General features: G+C 75.0%; 10 protein-coding genes and 1 pseudogene. 7 read left to right on the top strand and 4 right to left on the bottom strand.

Going from position 1 to position 16029, the window contains the following annotated elements; genetic code table 11:
* Positions 1–6: 6 nt before the first annotated feature.
* Together BX285_RS17430 and BX285_RS17435 are read right to left on the bottom strand one after the other, a co-directional pair.
* A complete protein-coding gene (locus BX285_RS17430) occupies positions 7–888 on the bottom strand; it encodes a hypothetical protein (protein ID WP_121175614.1) in 882 nt (293 codons plus the stop codon).
* A 46-nt stretch (positions 889–934) separates the two neighbouring features.
* Positions 935–1222 (bottom strand): metal-sensitive transcriptional regulator, encoded by a 288-nt coding sequence (locus BX285_RS17435; protein WP_097238825.1) that lies wholly within the window; start codon positions 1220–1222, stop codon positions 935–937.
* A gap of 222 nt (positions 1223–1444) precedes the next feature.
* On the opposite strand from BX285_RS17435, the gene BX285_RS17440 reads away from it, so the two are divergent.
* Entirely contained in the window at positions 1445–3694 is a 2250-nt protein-coding gene (locus BX285_RS17440; RefSeq protein ID WP_121175615.1) for a cation-translocating P-type ATPase, read from the top strand.
* Between the two features lie 160 nt (positions 3695–3854).
* On the opposite strand, the pseudogene BX285_RS17445 reads toward BX285_RS17440, so the two are convergent.
* Both BX285_RS17445 and BX285_RS17455 read right to left on the bottom strand, forming a co-directional pair.
* Positions 3855–5018, bottom strand: a pseudogene (locus BX285_RS17445) (serine hydrolase domain-containing protein).
* Between the two features lie 208 nt (positions 5019–5226).
* A complete protein-coding gene (locus tag BX285_RS17455) occupies positions 5227–7017 on the bottom strand; it encodes a protein kinase domain-containing protein (protein WP_179852934.1) in 1791 nt (596 codons plus the stop codon).
* 232 nt (positions 7018–7249) lie between these two features.
* On the opposite strand from BX285_RS17455, the gene BX285_RS17460 reads away from it, so the two are divergent.
* From BX285_RS17460 to BX285_RS17485, 6 genes are all read left to right on the top strand, one after another.
* Positions 7250–11500 carry a hypothetical protein gene (locus tag BX285_RS17460; RefSeq protein ID WP_143685833.1) on the top strand — a complete coding sequence of 1417 codons (4251 nt, stop codon included), beginning with the start codon at positions 7250–7252 and terminating at the stop codon, positions 11498–11500.
* 125 nt (positions 11501–11625) lie between these two features.
* Positions 11626–12051 (top strand): hypothetical protein, encoded by a 426-nt coding sequence (locus BX285_RS17465; protein WP_097238831.1) that lies wholly within the window; start codon positions 11626–11628, stop codon positions 12049–12051.
* A complete protein-coding gene (locus BX285_RS17470; protein ID WP_097238832.1) occupies positions 12048–12761 on the top strand; it encodes a nucleotide exchange factor GrpE in 714 nt (237 codons plus the stop codon). Before BX285_RS17465 ends, BX285_RS17470 begins: the two co-directional genes overlap by 4 nt.
* Positions 12762–12792: 31 nt before the next feature.
* Positions 12793–15363, top strand: coding sequence for an Hsp70 family protein (locus tag BX285_RS17475; RefSeq protein ID WP_097238833.1), 2571 nt, complete (start codon positions 12793–12795; stop codon positions 15361–15363).
* Complete coding sequence (locus tag BX285_RS17480; protein WP_097238834.1) at positions 15360–15677, top strand: hypothetical protein; 318 nt, start codon at positions 15360–15362, stop codon at positions 15675–15677. The genes BX285_RS17475 and BX285_RS17480 overlap by 4 nt, the downstream gene beginning before the upstream one ends.
* Before the next feature lie 93 nt (positions 15678–15770).
* A complete protein-coding gene (locus BX285_RS17485; RefSeq protein ID WP_097238835.1) occupies positions 15771–16010 on the top strand; it encodes a chaplin in 240 nt (79 codons plus the stop codon).
* Positions 16011–16029 lie beyond the last annotated feature (19 nt).

The following is a 16029-nucleotide window of genomic DNA, read 5'->3' on the forward strand; positions in this document are numbered from 1 at the left end:
TTCCGGCTACGCCTGCCCGGTGGTCACGGTGAACGCCGCCGTGTGGACGGTGTCCCCGTGCTGGAAGTCCAGGAAGAGGCGGTAGCTGCCCGCGCTCGGGGCGGTGGTGGTGAAGGCGATCTCGGGGCCGGGGGTGCTGGTGTCCGGGTGGACGTGGAGGTAGGCGAGGTCGCCGGCGCGCAGTGCGACCAGGTGGCCGTACGCACCCAGGTAGGGCTGGAGGTCGGTGACGGGCTTGCCGTCCCGGCTGACGTTCAGGGTGAGTCGGCTGCTGCGGCCGGGGGTGAGGTCGCCGGTGAGGGTGACGGTGTAGCCGTCGACGGTGGCAGTGCGGCCGGTCTGCGGTAGGGGCGCGGGGCGGAGGTCGCCGGCGGCGTGGAGGTCGGCGCCGAGGGTGAGGCCTTCGGTGGCGCCGGCCGGGGTGAAGTCGGCGAAGACCCGGTACTCGCCGGCGGCGGGTACGGCGGTCGGGGCGCTCCAGGTGCCGTCGGCGGCGAGGGTGGGGTGCAGGTGCTGGAAGGTGGACAGGTCGCGCGGGGCGACGATCAGGTGCAGCTCCTTCTCGTGCTGCTGCTGGTACGCGGTGACCGGTTTGCCGTCCGTGTCGAGGATGCGGAACCGCAGGTCGGTGGGGGAGCCGGCGGTGACGAAGGGGCTGTCCAGGCTGAGGGTGTAGCCGCGTTCGGAGACCTGCAGCCCGCCGGGGAGGTGGTCGGCGGCGGGGCCGTCCTCGGAGTGTTCGGCGTGCGCAGCGTGGCCGGTGGCGTGGGTGGCAGGGGCAGGCCCGGCGGAGGGGCCGGTGCCGGTGGCGTGGCCGACGCCGAGGGCGAGGCCGAAGGCGGCGGCGAGGCCGGCGGTGAAGGCGGTGACGCGCAGCGCGGTGTTCATGGCGGGGTGCTCCTCGGGGCGTAAAGGGGGCGTCACGGATGCCGGCTCAGGTGCGCATGAGCCGGGCGATGGCCTGGGTGGCCTCGGTGATCTTGGTGTCGGCCTCGTCGTTGCCGGCGCCGCCCGCGATGGCGTCCTGGACGCAGTGCGCGAGGTGGCCGTCGAGCAGGTGCAGGGCGACGGACTGGAGGGCCTTGGTGGCGGCCGAGACCTGGGTGAGGACGTCGATGCAGTAGGTGTCGGTGTCGACCATGCGCTGGAGGCCGCGGATCTGGCCCTCGACGCGGCGCAGTCTGCGCAGGAGCTGGTCCTTCTCGGTGCGGTAGCCGGTCATGCGTGCCTCCTCGGGTTCCGGCGTCGGCGGGATGCCTTGAGTGAATACCCCATGGGGGTATCAGGTCAAGCCCGATCGGGCCGGGGAAAATACCACCCTGGGGTATCGGTCAGGGGCTTGCTGCAGATACCCCTCGGGGGTATAAATGGACCTCGGCACCACCGGCAACACCCCCCGATACCCCACCCCGGTACCGGCCCCGGAACGTCACGAGGAGCAACGATGACTACGCAGGCACCCGCCTCCGCGGAGGTGGAACTCTCCATCGGCGGAATGACGTGCGCCTCGTGCGCGGCCCGCATCGAGAAGAAGCTCAACCGGATGGACGGGGTCACCGCCAGCGTCAACTACGCCACCGAGAAGGCGAAGGTCGCCTTCGAGGACGGCGTCGAGGTCGCCGACCTGATCGCCACCGTCGAGGCCACCGGCTACACCGCCGCCGTGCCCAGGTCCCCGGCCGAGCAGGGCCGGGGGCAGGGCCAGGAGCCGGCCGAGCCGGCCGACGTACTGGCCCCGCTGAGGCAGCGGCTGTTCACCGCGCTGGCGCTCGCCGTGCCGGTGATCGCGATGGCGATGGTGCCCGCGCTGCAGTTCGACAACTGGCAGTGGCTGTCCCTGACCCTGGCCGCCCCGGTCGTCACCTACGCCGCCTGGCCGTTCCACAAGGCCGCCTGGACCAACGCCCGGCACGGCGCCGCGACGATGGACACCCTGGTCTCGCTCGGTACGGGAGCCGCGTTCCTGTGGTCGCTGTGGGCACTGTTCTTCGGCGACGCCGGGATGCCGGGCATGCGGCACGGCTTCGAGTTCACCATCGCCCGCAGCGACGGCGCCTCCAACATCTACCTGGAGGCGGCGGCCGGCGTCACTGCCTTCATCCTGGCCGGCCGCTACTTCGAGGCCCGCTCCAAGCGCACCGCCGGTGCTGCGCTCAAGGCGCTGCTGGAGCTGGGCGCCAAGGACGTGACGGTGCTGCGCGGCGGGGCCGAGGTGCGCATCCCGGTCGCCGAACTCGCCGTCGGCGACCGCTTCGTGGTCCGGCCCGGGGAGAAGATCGCCACCGACGGCACGGTGGTCGACGGCGCCTCGGCGGTGGACGCCTCGATGCTGACCGGCGAGTCCGTCCCGGTCGAGGTCGGGGTCGGCGACAGTGTCACCGGTGCGACCGTCAACGCGGGAGGACGGCTGGTGGTCGAGGCCACCCGGGTCGGCGCCGACACCCAACTCGCCCGGATGGCCAAGCTGGTGGAGGACGCGCAGAACGGCAAGGCCGCCGCTCAGCGGCTCGCGGACCGCATCTCCGCCGTCTTCGTCCCGATCGTGATCACCCTCGCGGTGGCCACCCTCGGCTACTGGCTGGGCACCGGCGAGGGCTGGACCGCCGCCTTCACGGCAGCCGTGGCCGTGCTGATCATCGCCTGCCCGTGCGCCCTGGGCCTGGCCACCCCGACCGCCCTCATGGTCGGCACCGGCCGCGGCGCCCAGCTGGGCGTCCTGATCAAGGGCCCGGAGGTGCTGGAGTCCACCCGCAAGGTCGACACCATCGTGCTCGACAAGACCGGCACCGTCACCACCGGCCGGATGACCCTGCTCGCCGTCCACACCGCCGCCGGCACCACCGAGGCCGAGGTGCTGCGTCTGGCCGGCGCCCTGGAGCACGCCTCCGAGCACCCGATCGCCCGGGCGATCGCCGACGCCGCCGCCAGGGCCGGTGAACTGCCCGCCGTCGAGGGCTTCGAGAACGTCCCGGGCCTGGGCGTCCAGGGCGTGGTCGACGGTCACGCCGTGGTGGCCGGCCGGGAGGCGCTGCTGAACCAGTGGTCGCAGTACCTGTCGGAGGGCCTGGCCGAGATCAAGCTCAACGCCGAGGCGGCCGGCCGTACGGTGATCGCGGTCGGCTGGGACGGCGAGGCGCGGGCCGTCCTGGAGGTGGCCGACGCGGTCAAGCCGACCAGCGCCGAGGCGATCGCCCGGCTGCGCGAACTGGGCCTGACCCCGGTGCTGTTGACCGGGGACAACCGGCTGGTCGCCGAGGCGGTGGCGGCCGAGGTCGGCATCGCGCCGGAGCACGTGATCGCCGAGGTCATGCCGCAGGACAAGGTCGACACCGTCAAGCGGCTGCAGGCCGAGGGCCGGGTCGTGGCGATGGTCGGCGACGGCGTCAACGACGCGGCCGCGCTCGCCCAGGCCGACCTGGGCCTGGCCATGGGCACCGGCACCGACGCCGCCATCGAGGCCGGTGACCTCACCCTGGTCCGCGGCGACCTGCTGGCCGCGGCGGACGCCATCCGGCTCTCCCGCCGCACCCTCGGCACCATCAAGAGCAACCTGTTCTGGGCCTTCGGCTACAACGTCGCCGCCCTGCCGCTGGCCGCCGCCGGCCTCCTCAACCCGATGATCGCGGGAGCGGCGATGGCCTTCTCCTCGGTCTTCGTGGTCGGCAACAGCCTCCGGTTGCGCCGCTTCCGCTGAGCCTCCCAGGCGCAGGCCCCCCATCGCAGGCCCCCAGGGCCCCGGCCACCGCTACCCAGCGGTGGCCGGGGCCCGCGGTGTGTCCGGCGGACTGCCGCTCCCCGACCGGACGCGAGGCCTGACGCGAGACCGCCCGCGACGCCGCCGGCAGAGCGCCCGCTCAGCCGTCCGCGATGCCCAGCGCCGTCCGGATCCCGCCGACCAGCCGGGCGTCGAGCCCGCCGACGGTCATCCGGTTCTTGACGAGCGCGAAGGAGAACCGGTGCGTCGGGTCGGCGAAGGCCGTGCTGCCGCCCGACCCGCTGGTGCCGAAGCCGTCCGCCGGGCGCACCGGCGCCCCGGAGTCGTCCCCGACCACGAAGCCGAGGCCCATCGTCCAGGGGATGCCCAGCATCCGGTCCACGCCGCCGGCCCGGCCGGTGGTCGCCGCCTTCAGGGTCGCCGGGGAGAGCAACTGCACCCCCGCCGGCTCGCCGCCGCAGGCCAGTGCCGCGTACAGCCGGGCCACCGCACGCGCGGTCATCACGCCGTTGGCCGGTAGCGCGGTGCGCCGGAAGTCGGCGCGGTTGGCCAGCCCGGCCACCGGGAGCACGGCGGGCGGGGCGCAGACGAAGAACGGCGCCCCGGCCGGGATCCCCTCCAGCCGGGCCGCCCAGCCGCCGTCGTAGCAGGTGGCCACCCGCGCCGACAGGTGCTCGGGGACGTGGAAGAGCAGGTCGTCGGCGATCCCCAGCGGCCCGGCCAGCTCCTCCCGCAGCAGCTCCGCGCAGCTCCGGCCGGTGGCGCGGCGCAGGATCTCGGCGACCAGCACCCCGTACGTCCAGGCGTGGTACCCGACCGCGCTGCCGGGCTCCCACAGCGGCTGCTGCCGGGCCAGCCAGTCGGCCGTGGCCGGGAGGTCCAGCAGTCGCTCGGGGGTGATGTCGGCCGGCAACTGCGGCAGTCCGGCCGTGTGGGAGAGCACCTACCCGAGCGTGATCCGCTCCTTGCCGGCCGCGCCGAACTCCGGCCAGTACCGGGCCACCGGTTCCTCGTACGCCAGCACGCCCCGGTCCACCAGGACCGCGACCAGGGCGGCCGCCACGCCCTTCCCGGTGGACCAGGCCGGGACCAGTGTGTCCGGCCCCATCGGGCAGCCCGAGGCGGTATCGGCCACGCCCGCCCAGGCGTCCACCACCAACTCGCCGTCCAGCCACGCGGCGACCTGTACGCCGAGCTCCGCCCCGGAGCCGGTGACCTCAGCCAGGATCGCCTCGACCTGCCGCTGCGCCGGGTTGTCCGGCGCCCTCCCGCGTCCCGTCCCGCGTCCCGTCCCGCTTTCCATCCGGCTTCACGCCCCCTCCGTCGGGGCCCCGTGCGGGCCCGATCGGGGGTACCAACTCGCTCGGCGGCCGAAAGGATCCCGCCCCGCCCGTGCCGTGCGAACCCCGGCGCGAACCCCGCGGTGAACCCCGCAGCGAACCCCGCGGTGAACCCCCGAGGTGAACCCCGCAGCGAACCCCCGAGGTGAACCCCGCAGCGAACCCCAGGCCTCACGCCTCCTCCGGCAGCTCCACCGCCTGCCAGCGGTACGCCGCGTCCTCCTGCCAGACCTGCAGCTCGCCCTCCACCACCGCGGCCAGGCAGAGCCGCCAGTCGTCGCCCATCGCGAGCGCGACCCGGGTGGCCGGGCGCAGGGTGGGGCGCCACCAGCGCGGGCGGCGGGAGGCGCCGCCGGCCGGCAGCCGCAGCCGGACGCCGCCCGCGCCGGCCAGGGCGACGGTCGGGCCGCCGCGGTGGCCCACCATGGCGATGTCGAGGGAGGGTTCGCCGTCACCGATCTCGGTGCCGGGCCCGGCGGTTCCGAGGGTGTGCAGCTGGACGGAGCCGTCCGGGCGCAGGGTGGCGGCCTGCGGTCCGGCGGAGGTGCGGGCCAGGGCCCCGGCGCGCAGCGGGCCGGCCGGGCCGAGCGGGAGCGGCGGTTCGGTGGCGCCGGGCCGCCAGCTGAGCACCCGTTCGCGGTGCTCGACCAGGAGCAGCCAGCTGCCGGGGCGTTCCTCGACGGCCGCGAGGACGCGGTCGGCGGGGCAGCCGGGCAGTTCCTGGCCGGTGAGGGTGAGGCCGGGCGCCCAGCGGTAGGAGCGCAGTGCCCCGCCGGCGGCCGTCCAGACCGTCATCTCCCCGGCCGGGCTGACCGCTCCCGCCAGGCCGCTGACCCCGCGCGCCGCCTCCCACCAACCGCCCGCGGTGCCGACCCAGAGGGAGCCGCCGCGGTCTTCGACGCAGACCACCAGCTCGTCCTGGCGCCCGGCCCAGCCGGCCGTCAACTCCCGTACGGCGCCAGGCCCCTGGCCGGTGGGCAGGCGCCGGCCGGTGCCGCCGGGGCCGGCCAGGGCGGTGCCGTCGGCGCCGCCGGTGACGAGCAGCGGGCGCCCGGCCCGGTCGGGCAGCACGGTCAGGCCCGCGGTGCGGGCCACCGGCCGGTGGGCGCGCAGCAGTTCGCGGCCGCGGCCGACCCAGGGGCCGAGCGGGGCGGGGCGGCGGTCCGGGTCGCGGGCCAGCGGTTCGCAGGCCCAGCGCGTCAACTCCTCGCCGTAGCCCGCCGCGAGGAGTTCGGCGCGGGCCTGTTCGGCGGCGAGCCGGTGGTCGAGCCGGCCGTGGTCGGGCAGCAGCAGGGTGCGGGCGAGGGTGCCGACTGCGAACAGGTCCTTGGCGGTAGTGGGGAACCCGCCGACCTGCTCGGCCTCCGGCGGTACGTGTCCGGGGGTGAACACCGCGACGGTCAGGGTGTGGTCGAGCGGGGCGAGGAAGGTCAGGTCGATCAGTTTGACCTGCCCCTGGCCGTCCACCAGGACGTTGGCGGGGGAGATGTCGCGGTGCACCCAGCGCTTGCGGTGCAGCTCGTCGACGATCCGGCAGAGCCGGGTCAGCACCTCGGCCACCGCCGGCGGCCCGCCGCGCTGGGTGCGGGCCCAGGTGTGCAGCGGCACGCCCTCGACCCAGGGCGAGATCTGGTAGCCCAGCAGCCCGCCGGAGGGCACCGTGCCGGGCCGGTGCGGGGAGGGGCCGAGCAGGAAGCTGGGCACGACCAGGTCGGTGACGCCCAGTCGGTGCGCGTTGTGCGAGACGTCGTCCCAGCGGCCGAGCCAGCGCCGCACCTCGGACGGGTCGCGCTCCAGCATGATCTTGGCGGCGACCAGCTCCTTGCGCCCGTTGTGGCCGGTGCGCACCGCCCGCCACACCTCGGCCTCGCCGCCCCGGTGGTGGAACTCCAGGAGTTCGTACTGCTCGGGGTCGAACTCCGGCCCGAACCGGAGCCCGGGCACCCAACGCGACTCGGACACACGACCCCCGACGGTTCTGACCGCTGTTGACGCCCTTGTGCACGGACAGGTGATTGGACAGGTGAATGGACAGGTGGTGCGCCGCCCAGGATAGTGCTCTTTCCTGTTCGTCTGTCCGGGCGAGGGCCTATTCTGATGGCGCCCGAGCAACATCACGACACGACGTCAACTCATGATTGCCCGACGGTTTTTGATCATGGAGTGGCGGAATCCGACCACAGGGGGACGGTGCATGGCGCTACTAGCGGTGCTGCTGATCGTGGTGGCACTGGCCGGTGCGGCCACCGTCGTACTGGTCCGCCGCAGAACCTCCCCGGACGCCGAGGCGGTGGCGAAAGCCCTGGCCACGGCCGCCGAACGGCTTGCCGCCGGCAAGGCCGCCCAGGCCCGCCGCCGCTACGCGCGACTGGCCCGACAACTCGCCACCGGGCCCGCGGAACTGCGCCCGCAACGCGGCCTGGCCCTGCTCGGCCAGGCCGAGGCCACCATCCCCACCGGCGACCGGCAGGCCACCCTCGCCCTGCACCGCGAGGCCTTCCCGCTGCTCGCCGACCCGGCCCGCCAACTGCCCCGGTGGAGCCTGCGCCAGCTCGCCGAGGAACGGATACGGACCGCGGACGGCGACCTCGCGCCGTCGCCCGACCCCGCCACACCGCTCGACCCCGCCGCACCGCGCACCCCCACAGACCCGCTCGCCCTCGCCGCACCGCTCGCCTTCCTCCAGGCCACCGCCGCCGGCGCCGAACCCGGCGAGGAAGCCGACACCGCCGCCCGCACCCTGGACTGGCTGCAGCGCCGCTGCCGCGAAGGCACCCCCGCGCAGCGCGAGGAGACCACCGCCCGCGCCCTCGCCGCCCTGCCCGGCCGCGACTGGCCGGTCCTCGCCCGCGCCGCCCTGCTGCGCGACACCGACCGGGCCGCCGAAGCCGAGGCCCTGCTCGCCGCCACCGCCCCCGGCGGCAGCGGCGAACTCTGGTTCCGCTGGGGCGCCCAGCTGTACACCCTGCACCGGGACGAACCCGCCGTCACCGCCTTCGACGAGGCCCTGCGCCGCGGCCCCGGCGAACCCTCCCCGTGGGGCCGCGGCCCGGCGCTGCGCACCGACACCCTGCTCTTCCGCGGCCTCGCCCGCCAGCGGCTCGGCGCCACCGAGGCGGCCTGGGGCGACCTCGCCGCCGCCGCCGTGGAGACCCCCACCGACCCCCGCCCCCGCTACGCCCTCGGCCGGCTCGCCCTGCTGCTCGGCGCCGACGACCAGGCCCGGGACCAGTTCACCGCCGCCCTGACCGTCCAACCCTCCTTCGCCCCGGCCCGGTTCGGCCTCGCCCTGGTGCACGAGCGCGCCGACCGCCCCGCCGAGGCCGCCGCCGACTACCGCACCGGCCTCGACCAGGCCCCCCACTGGCGCCCCGCCCGCATCCGGCTCGGCGCCGCCCTGCTCGCCGCCGGCCGGCCCGCCGAGGCCGAGCCGGTCCTGCGCGCCGAAGCCGACACCGAACCGGGCACCCGCTGGACCACGATCGCCGCCTTCCACCACGGCCTCGCCCTGGCCCGCACCGACGACCCGGCCGGCGCCCTCGCCCGCTGGGAGCCGCTGGACGACGCCGACCTGCGCGAACGCCGGGCCCTGGCCCGCGACCGGCTCGCCCGCACCCGCCTGGCCACCGACCCCGCCGCCGCCCGCGAACTCTGGCAGCAGGCCGCCGCCGAACACCCGGCCGCCCCCGGCTACCGCGCCGCGCTGCGCGAGGCCGCCCTGCGCGAGGCCGCCCACCTGCTGGTCACCGGCCGCGACCGCCCCGAGCAGCGCCACGGCGCCACCGCCGCGCTCGCCCTCGCCGACACCCTGCCCGGCGCCCTCACCCACCGTCAGGCCCGGCTGCGCGCAGCCCTGGCCCTGGCCGACGGTACGACCGAACCCGTCAGCACCCTGCTGGATGCCACCGGCGGCCTGCGCGACCGCTACCACCTGGCCGCCGTCGCCCTGCTGGCCGGCCGCCCGGCCCAGACGATCGCCCTGCTCGGCCCGCCCGACCCGGCCGGCGACCCGGCGACCGCCCGACTGCGCGCCCTGCTCGCCGAACGGGCCGGCAACTGGGCCGTCGCCCTGGACTGGTACCGACACTTCCTGTCCGCCGGTACGGCCCCCCGGGACGACGCCCCGCCCGCCTTCGGCGACTGCACCGGCTGCGACCGCCCCGCCACCGGCGCCTGCGGCGGCTGCGGCCGCGAGGCCTGCACCGACCACCTGTACGCCCCCGAAGGCACCGCCTCACCCCGCTGCATCCGCTGCGCCGGCCCCGCGCTGCGCGCCGTCCTGGACTGCGCCCGCCGCGCGGGCACCCCCGACCAGGCCGAGCCCGTCCTCGCCGCCTGGGCCACTGTCCTCGGCGACGGCGACGGCGACGGCACCGCTGCCGCGCCCGTCCGCCTCGACCTCGCCCTGCTGCGCGCCGAACTCGGCCGCCACGACGAGGCACTGGCCGACCTCCCGCCGGACGCCACCGCCCTGCGCGCCGCCGTCCTGGTCCGCCGGGCCGGCGCCGCCCTCGCCGCCGACCGGCCCGGCCAGGCCGCCGTCGACCTGCGCCAGGCCCTCGCCCTCACCCCGGACCACCCGCAGGCGGCCGGCGCCCTGGTGCTGCTCGCCGAGCACGAGGCCCACCAGCACGCCCTCGACGGCCGCCACCGCGAGGCCTGGGAGGCCTACCGCACACTGCTGCGCCAGGACCCGGCCCACCCCCGGCTGCTGCACGCCCTCGGCCTGGCGGGCTACCGCCTCGCGGCCGCCGCAGGCGCACCCGACGGGCCCGGCACGGCGGACGAGGAGGTCTGGGCCTGGACGCTCGGCTGCCTCGTCGCCGCCCTGTACCAGCCCGAGCTGTGGGCCGAAACCGCCCGGACCACCGGCCGCACCGCCGAACCGCAGCGGCTGGCCGCCGCCCGGGCCGGGCTGATCGACCGCCTCCGCGACGACCTGCGCGCCCTCGACCGGGCGGCCGGGCGCGGTGGCGACGAGATCACCGCCTGGACGCTGCGCCTCGGCATGGAGGCCCACGGCGCCGACGCCTTCGCCCAAGAGGACGTCCGGATCACCCTTCCCGGCCGCCCCGCCCGCCGGCTGACCGCCGGCCCCACCCTCGACCGGCTGCTCCGCGCCCGACCCGGCGCGGCCGAGTCCGGACAGGCCGAGCCAGGCGCAGCCGAATCCGGCCCCACCGGGTGGGCCGAGGCCTTCGACCGGGCCGTACGGCCCTGGCGGCAGAGCGCCCCCGGCCCCGGCGCAGCACCGCTCACCCGGGCCCTCAGCCTCTTCGGCGCCCTCGGCCCGCAGTACTACCTGCAGCTCCAGGGCCGTCAGGCCGCCGCCGTCGCCGCCCTGGACGCGGTGGCCGAGAACGAGCGCGGCGAGGCATGGCAGGCCCTGCTCCGCGACTCCCTGGTCGCCCAGGCCCGCGAGCACCACCGCAACCAGGACTGGCGCGAGGCCCTGGACTGCCTCACCCGCGCCCGGGCCGTCCCCGGCGCCGTGCTGCCCGCCGACGCCGCCGCCATCGCCGCCGAGTCCGGCGTCCGGGCAGCGCGCGCCCTGCTCAAGAACAGCCTGGACGACCAGCCCGGAGCGGCCGAACTCCTGGAGAAGGCCCTGGCGTTGGCCCCCGACGACCCCGAGGTCCGGGGCGACCTCGGCGCCACCTACGCCCAGTGGGCCCGCAAGATCAACAACGAGGACAAGGACTACACCCGGGCCCTCGACCTGCTGCAGAAGAGCCTCGACCTCGTCCCCGGCGACCCGACCGCCCGGCACTTCCTCGAAGCCGCCCTCGGCAACCGGGCCGGACAGCTCAGCCACCCCGAAGCCACCGACGCCGAACTGGAAGAGGCCGCCGACGCCTGGCGGGCCCTGATCGCGCTCAAACCCGACCCCGACAACAGGCTCGGCCTCGCCTTCGTCCTGCGCCACCTCGCCCGCTCCGCCGCCTTCGCCGACGACCGCGTCCGCGCCGTGGAGCGGATGGCCGAAGCCCTGGACGCCGACCCGGAATGGGAGGGCGACGCCCGCCGCGAGGCCCCGCGCCGGGTCGCGGTGATGCTCGCCAACCACGTCGTGGACGCCCTGCAGGACAAGCCGTTCACCACCCAGGCCGCCCTGCTGCAGAAGGCCAAGTCCTACGACGACTCCGACGACATCCGCCGACTGATGGTCAGCGTCTGGCGCGGCGAGGCCATCGGCCACTACGAGGCCCGCAGCTACGTGCAGGCGATCCGACTGCTGGAGGAGGCGCTCGGCCTCTCCCGCACACCGGAGGACGTCGCCAAGCTGCACCGCGAACTCGGCATCGTCTACGGCTCGTACGCCGTCCAGAGCGCCAACGCCCGCCGACTGCGGGAGGCCCGCGAGCTGGCCCGCCAGGCCGTCGAGCACAGCCCGGAGGACGCCGAGCTGCGCGCCATGCAGCGGCGTATCAACGGGCTCTACTGACGGCAACCGCACGGCAGTCGGCATCGTCCTTCAGCCGTAGGACCTGTCATCGCCGCGCCGCTCAGCCGCACCGCCATACCGCAGTACCGCCGTTCCAGTCGCCGTGAGGAGAGGGGCCGCCCGCCATGCCACTGCACGAACCGTCGCCGTACGAGGTCCTGGGCATCCCGCTCACGGCCGGTGTGCGCGAGATCAACCTCGCCGTCGGAACGGCGACGAGGGCGGGCCGCTACACCCGCCAGCAGGTCCAGGAGGCCGCCGCACTGCTGCGCAACCCGGACCGGCGGCTGGAGGCCGACCTCCAACAGCCCCTCCCGCCGGAGCCGGTCGACCAGGCCGCCGACCTGCTCGCCCCCGCCCTCGCCGAACCGCTGCTGGTGATCGAGCGCCCGCCACTGCCGCCCGCCTCCGCCCTGCCGGCCCTGCACCGCGCCGAACTCGCCGCCGACTACGCCGATCCGGCCCCGTCCGGCGCCGACCCCGAACCGCCCGTCCACGCCCGCTACGCGGCCGACCTGTCCGTCCTGCCGCAGATCGAGGTTCCCGAATGACCGACGCACCGACCGCGCCGACCGCGCCCACCGAACCGGCCGCACCCCTGCTCGACGGCCACCGGCGGCTGGAGATCCCGCCGGGTGTCGAAGAGGTCGATCTGGAGCGGAAGTTCGGGCAGCTGCTCTTCCGGGCCTCGCTGCTGGGCAGCAAGTTGACCGAGCAGCGGCAGGCCGCCCGGGCCGAGCAGCGCGAACTGCTGGGCATCCTGGTCGAGGTGGACGACGCGCTCGCCGCCCTCGGGCTGGACGGCGAGCTGGTGGCGCTCGGGCGGGGGGCCGGGATCGAGGCCACCCGGCGGCGGCTGCTCGGGCAGCTCGCCAAGGCCAAGGTCCGCCCGATGCGGCTGGAGGGCATGACGGCGGACCCGGACCTCACCGAGATCGTCGGGACGGAGGCCCGGCCCGGGGTGGCCCCGGAGACGGTGGTGCGGACGGTGCTCACCGGGTTCTTCTGGGAGGACGAGGTGCTGCGCCGGGCCCAAGTGGTCGTCGCCGCACCGGAGTCGGAGAAGCCGTGGGAGCTGCCCGCGGCCGAGGCGCCCGCGTCGACGCCCGAAGCGACGCCGGAACCGACGCCCGAGCCCGAAGCCGACGCCGAAGCGGAAGCCGAAGCCGCCGCGCCGGTCACCCGCGCCCGGCCCAAGGCGGCCCCGCCCCGGGCCCGCCGCAAGGGCGCCGCGGGCAAGCGGGCCAAGCGCAAGAAGTAGCCAGGACCACGAGGGGCAAGAGGGGAACGACATGTACCGCACACTCGGCATCGACCTGGGCACCACCAACTCCGTGGTCGCCCACCTGCGCCGGGGCGAGCCGGAGATCATCTTCAACCGGCAGAACCAGGAGGCCACGCCCTCCGTGGTCGGCAGCGGCCGCAAGGGCGAGCTGCTGGTGGGCTCCACCGCGCGCAGCCGGATCGCCATCGACGGCGCCAACGTGATCCGCTCGGTGAAGCGCTTCATGGGCCGCAAGTTCAAGGACCCGCAGGTCCAGGCAGCCCTCAAGGAGGTCGACTACAAGGTCACCGCGGGCACCGACGGCGACGTCAACGTCTGGTTCAACGGCCGCTCCTACACGCCGATCGAGATCTCCGCGATCATCCTGCACCGGCTCAAGGAGGACGCCGAGCAGCGCTTCGGCGAGCCCTTCCACCGGGCCGTGATCACCGTGCCCGCCTACTTCGGCGAGCGGCAGGTCGCGGCGACCCAGGAGGCGGGCCGGATGGCCGGCCTGCACGTGCTGCGGATCATCAACGAGCCGACCGCCGCCGCGCTCGCGTACGGGATCACCTCCGAGGCGGGCGACGAGGGCCGCACCGTCCTGGTCTACGACCTCGGCGGCGGCACCTTCGACATCTCCATCCTGCTGCTGGTGCCCGGTTCGGTGTCGGTGCTCGGCATCGAGGGCGACAACCTGCTCGGCGGCGACGACTTCGACCGGGCGATCACCACCGCGCTGCTGGAGGACATCCGCGAGGAGTACGGCTCGGACTACCAGCCCGACCTGCGCGACCGCCCGAAGATCGCCTCCACCGCCGAGACCATCAAGATCGAGCTCTCCAACCAGGAGGCCTCCGAGGTGATCCTGCCCGGCCTGGGCGCCGGACAGCTGGTGCTGGAGACGGAGTTCGAGCGCGCCCGCTTCGAGGACCTGATCGAGGCCCGGATCGAGCGCACCATCGAGCTGACCCACAAGGCCATCATGCAGGCCAACCTGACCGTCGGGGACATCGACGAGGTGGTGCTGGTCGGCGGCTCCACCGCGATCCCGCTGGTCGCCCGGCGGCTCGGCGAGGTGTTCGGCCCGCGTCGGATCCGGCGCGGGGTCAACCCGATGCAGTGCGTGGCGCTCGGCGCGGCCGTGCAGTCCGCGCTGGTCGGCGAGGTGGAGTGCCCCGAGTGCCGGGCCCCCGGCGACCTGTCCGCCTCCAACTGCGCCAACTGCGCGACCACCCTGCTGGGCGGGGACCGCGTCCCCTGCCCGACCTGCCACATCCCGGTGGACTCCGAGGCCGCCGACTGCCCCAAGTGCGGTCAGTCCATGGACGGTTCGGGCGGCTCCGGGCCGACCGTCCCGAAGCAGGCGCAGGCCACCACCGTGGTCCGCAGCGACAACTGCCCGCGCTGCGGCACCCCGGCCGCCCCCGGCGTCACCGCCTGCGAACTCTGCGGCGAACCGCTCAACTCGGCCGCCCCGGGCGGGACCAGGGTGTCCTCGACGGCCGCCGAGGACGTCGGTCTGCGCTGCGGTTCCTGCGCGGTGGTCAACCCGCCCGGCACCGAGGTCTGCACCGGCTGCGGCGAGCTGATGCAGGTCACCAACCCCTTCGACATCACCCCGAAGAACCTCGGCATCGAGCTCAACGACGGCCGCCTCGCCGTCATCATCCCCAAGAACACCAGCTACCCGACGAGTTCGCCGGTGAGCCGGGAGTTCGTGGTCTCCGGCAGCGGCCGCCAGCGCCTGGAGATCGCGGTCTACGAGGGAGAGCACGAGATCGCCCAGCAGAACGAGCTCATCGGCCACCTCACCCTGCGCCTGCCCGAGGGCCTGGGCGGCCGCACCCCGGTGGAGGTCTCCTTCGGCCTCGACCGCGACCGCACCATCACCCTGTCCGTACGGATCCAGGGCGGCGCCGAGAAGACCGTCAAGCTGGAGCGGGTCACCCTCGACCCCGAGCTGAAGGTCCAGGTGGAGGAGCAGCAGCGACAGATCGAGTCCTTCACCGACCGCTGGGGCGGCGAGCTGACCGAGGCCGAGATGCGCGAGGCCCAGCGCCTGATGGACACCCTGGACGACCTGGCGGCCGGCCAGACCCGCGGCCGGTCGGTGGACGAGGCGCTGGAGCGGGCCCAGCTGCAGCTCAAGGCTCAGCGCTGGGTGCGCGGCTCGGAGGCGTACCTGAGCCTGTTCATCCACTACTGCGAGAAGCACCTGGACCCGAGCGACCTGGACCGGCTCCGCTCGGTCTCCGCCGAGCTGCGGCTGCGCCGCGAGGCGGCCGACTGGGAGGGCGCGATGCGCGCCGCCCAGCGGGCGGACGAGCTCTGCGACTCGCTCGGGCACACCATGCGGATGCTGACCATGTGCAACGTGTACGTGACCCAGAACATGGTCTCGCCCGCCCTGGCGCAGCTGATCATGGCCGAGCTGCGCGGCCTGGACGCCGCCGTGGAGGCGCCCAACATGGAGGAGGTCAACAGGCACATGTCGAACCTGCTGGCGCTGTACGCGCAGGCGCAGCGGGAGCTCGGCAGCGAGCCGACCGCGGAGTCGCTCGGCCCGGTGCGCCCGGAGGAGGCGGGGCCGCGATGAGCACCCTGACCGAGCCGGAGGTCTCCTGCCCGCTGTGCCGGGTCGCGGCGGACCGCCAGAGCCTGTGCTGCCCCTCCTGCCGGGAGGACCTGTCGGTGCTGTTCCGGCTGCGTTACGCCGCTCGGATCGACTACAACCGGGCGCTGGACGCCCTGGAGGCCGGGGACGCGGCCGCCGCGCGGTGTCGGTTGCGCGGGGCGCTGGAGGCCGAGCCGGGCCTGAACCAGGCGCGTGAGCTGCTGGAATCACTCAGCGTGGCCGGTTCCGGCGGGGTCGCGGCGGCGGGACGGGAGAGCGACACGCCCTCTGAGTGACCAATTCGGACGCTCCCGGCCTGCGGTCGGTTTCGATCGGTGCGAGTGTGATCGTCACACGGAGTTCCGCCACCCTCTCAAGGAGTGACGCAAATGCGTATTCGCACCTACCTCGCCGCCACGGCCGTCGCCGCGGTGTGCGTCGTTGCCGGTGCCGGTACCGCCGCCGCCGGCAGTGCCACCGCCAACGGTGTTGCCGCCGGCTCGCCGGGTGTCCTGTCCGGCAACCTGATCCAGATCCCGATCAACGCCGAGCTCAACGTCTGCGGCAACTCGATCGGCATCATCTCGATCCTGAACCCGGCCTTCGGCAACACCTGCATCAACGCCTGACCCCAGCGCCGGGGCCGTC

Source organism: Streptomyces sp. 1114.5 (assembly GCF_003635085.1).
Classification (GTDB): domain Bacteria; phylum Actinomycetota; class Actinomycetes; order Streptomycetales; family Streptomycetaceae; genus Kitasatospora.

What these genes read in the sequence shown, in the direction of transcription:
- BX285_RS17430 (WP_121175614.1), bottom strand. Translation starts at nt 888, where the DNA reads ATGAACACCGCGCTGCGCGTCACCGCCTTCACCGCCGGCCTCGCCGCC.
- BX285_RS17435 (WP_097238825.1), bottom strand. Translation starts at nt 1,222, where the DNA reads ATGACCGGCTACCGCACCGAGAAGGACCAGCTCCTGCGCAGACTGCGC.
- BX285_RS17440 (WP_121175615.1), top strand. Translation starts at nt 1,445, where the DNA reads ATGACTACGCAGGCACCCGCCTCCGCGGAGGTGGAACTCTCCATCGGC.
- BX285_RS17460 (WP_143685833.1), top strand. Translation starts at nt 7,250, where the DNA reads ATGGCGCTACTAGCGGTGCTGCTGATCGTGGTGGCACTGGCCGGTGCG.
- BX285_RS17465 (WP_097238831.1), top strand. Translation starts at nt 11,626, where the DNA reads ATGCCACTGCACGAACCGTCGCCGTACGAGGTCCTGGGCATCCCGCTC.
- BX285_RS17470 (WP_097238832.1), top strand. Translation starts at nt 12,048, where the DNA reads ATGACCGACGCACCGACCGCGCCGACCGCGCCCACCGAACCGGCCGCA.
- BX285_RS17475 (WP_097238833.1), top strand. Translation starts at nt 12,793, where the DNA reads ATGTACCGCACACTCGGCATCGACCTGGGCACCACCAACTCCGTGGTC.
- BX285_RS17480 (WP_097238834.1), top strand. Translation starts at nt 15,360, where the DNA reads ATGAGCACCCTGACCGAGCCGGAGGTCTCCTGCCCGCTGTGCCGGGTC.
- BX285_RS17485 (WP_097238835.1), top strand. Translation starts at nt 15,771, where the DNA reads ATGCGTATTCGCACCTACCTCGCCGCCACGGCCGTCGCCGCGGTGTGC.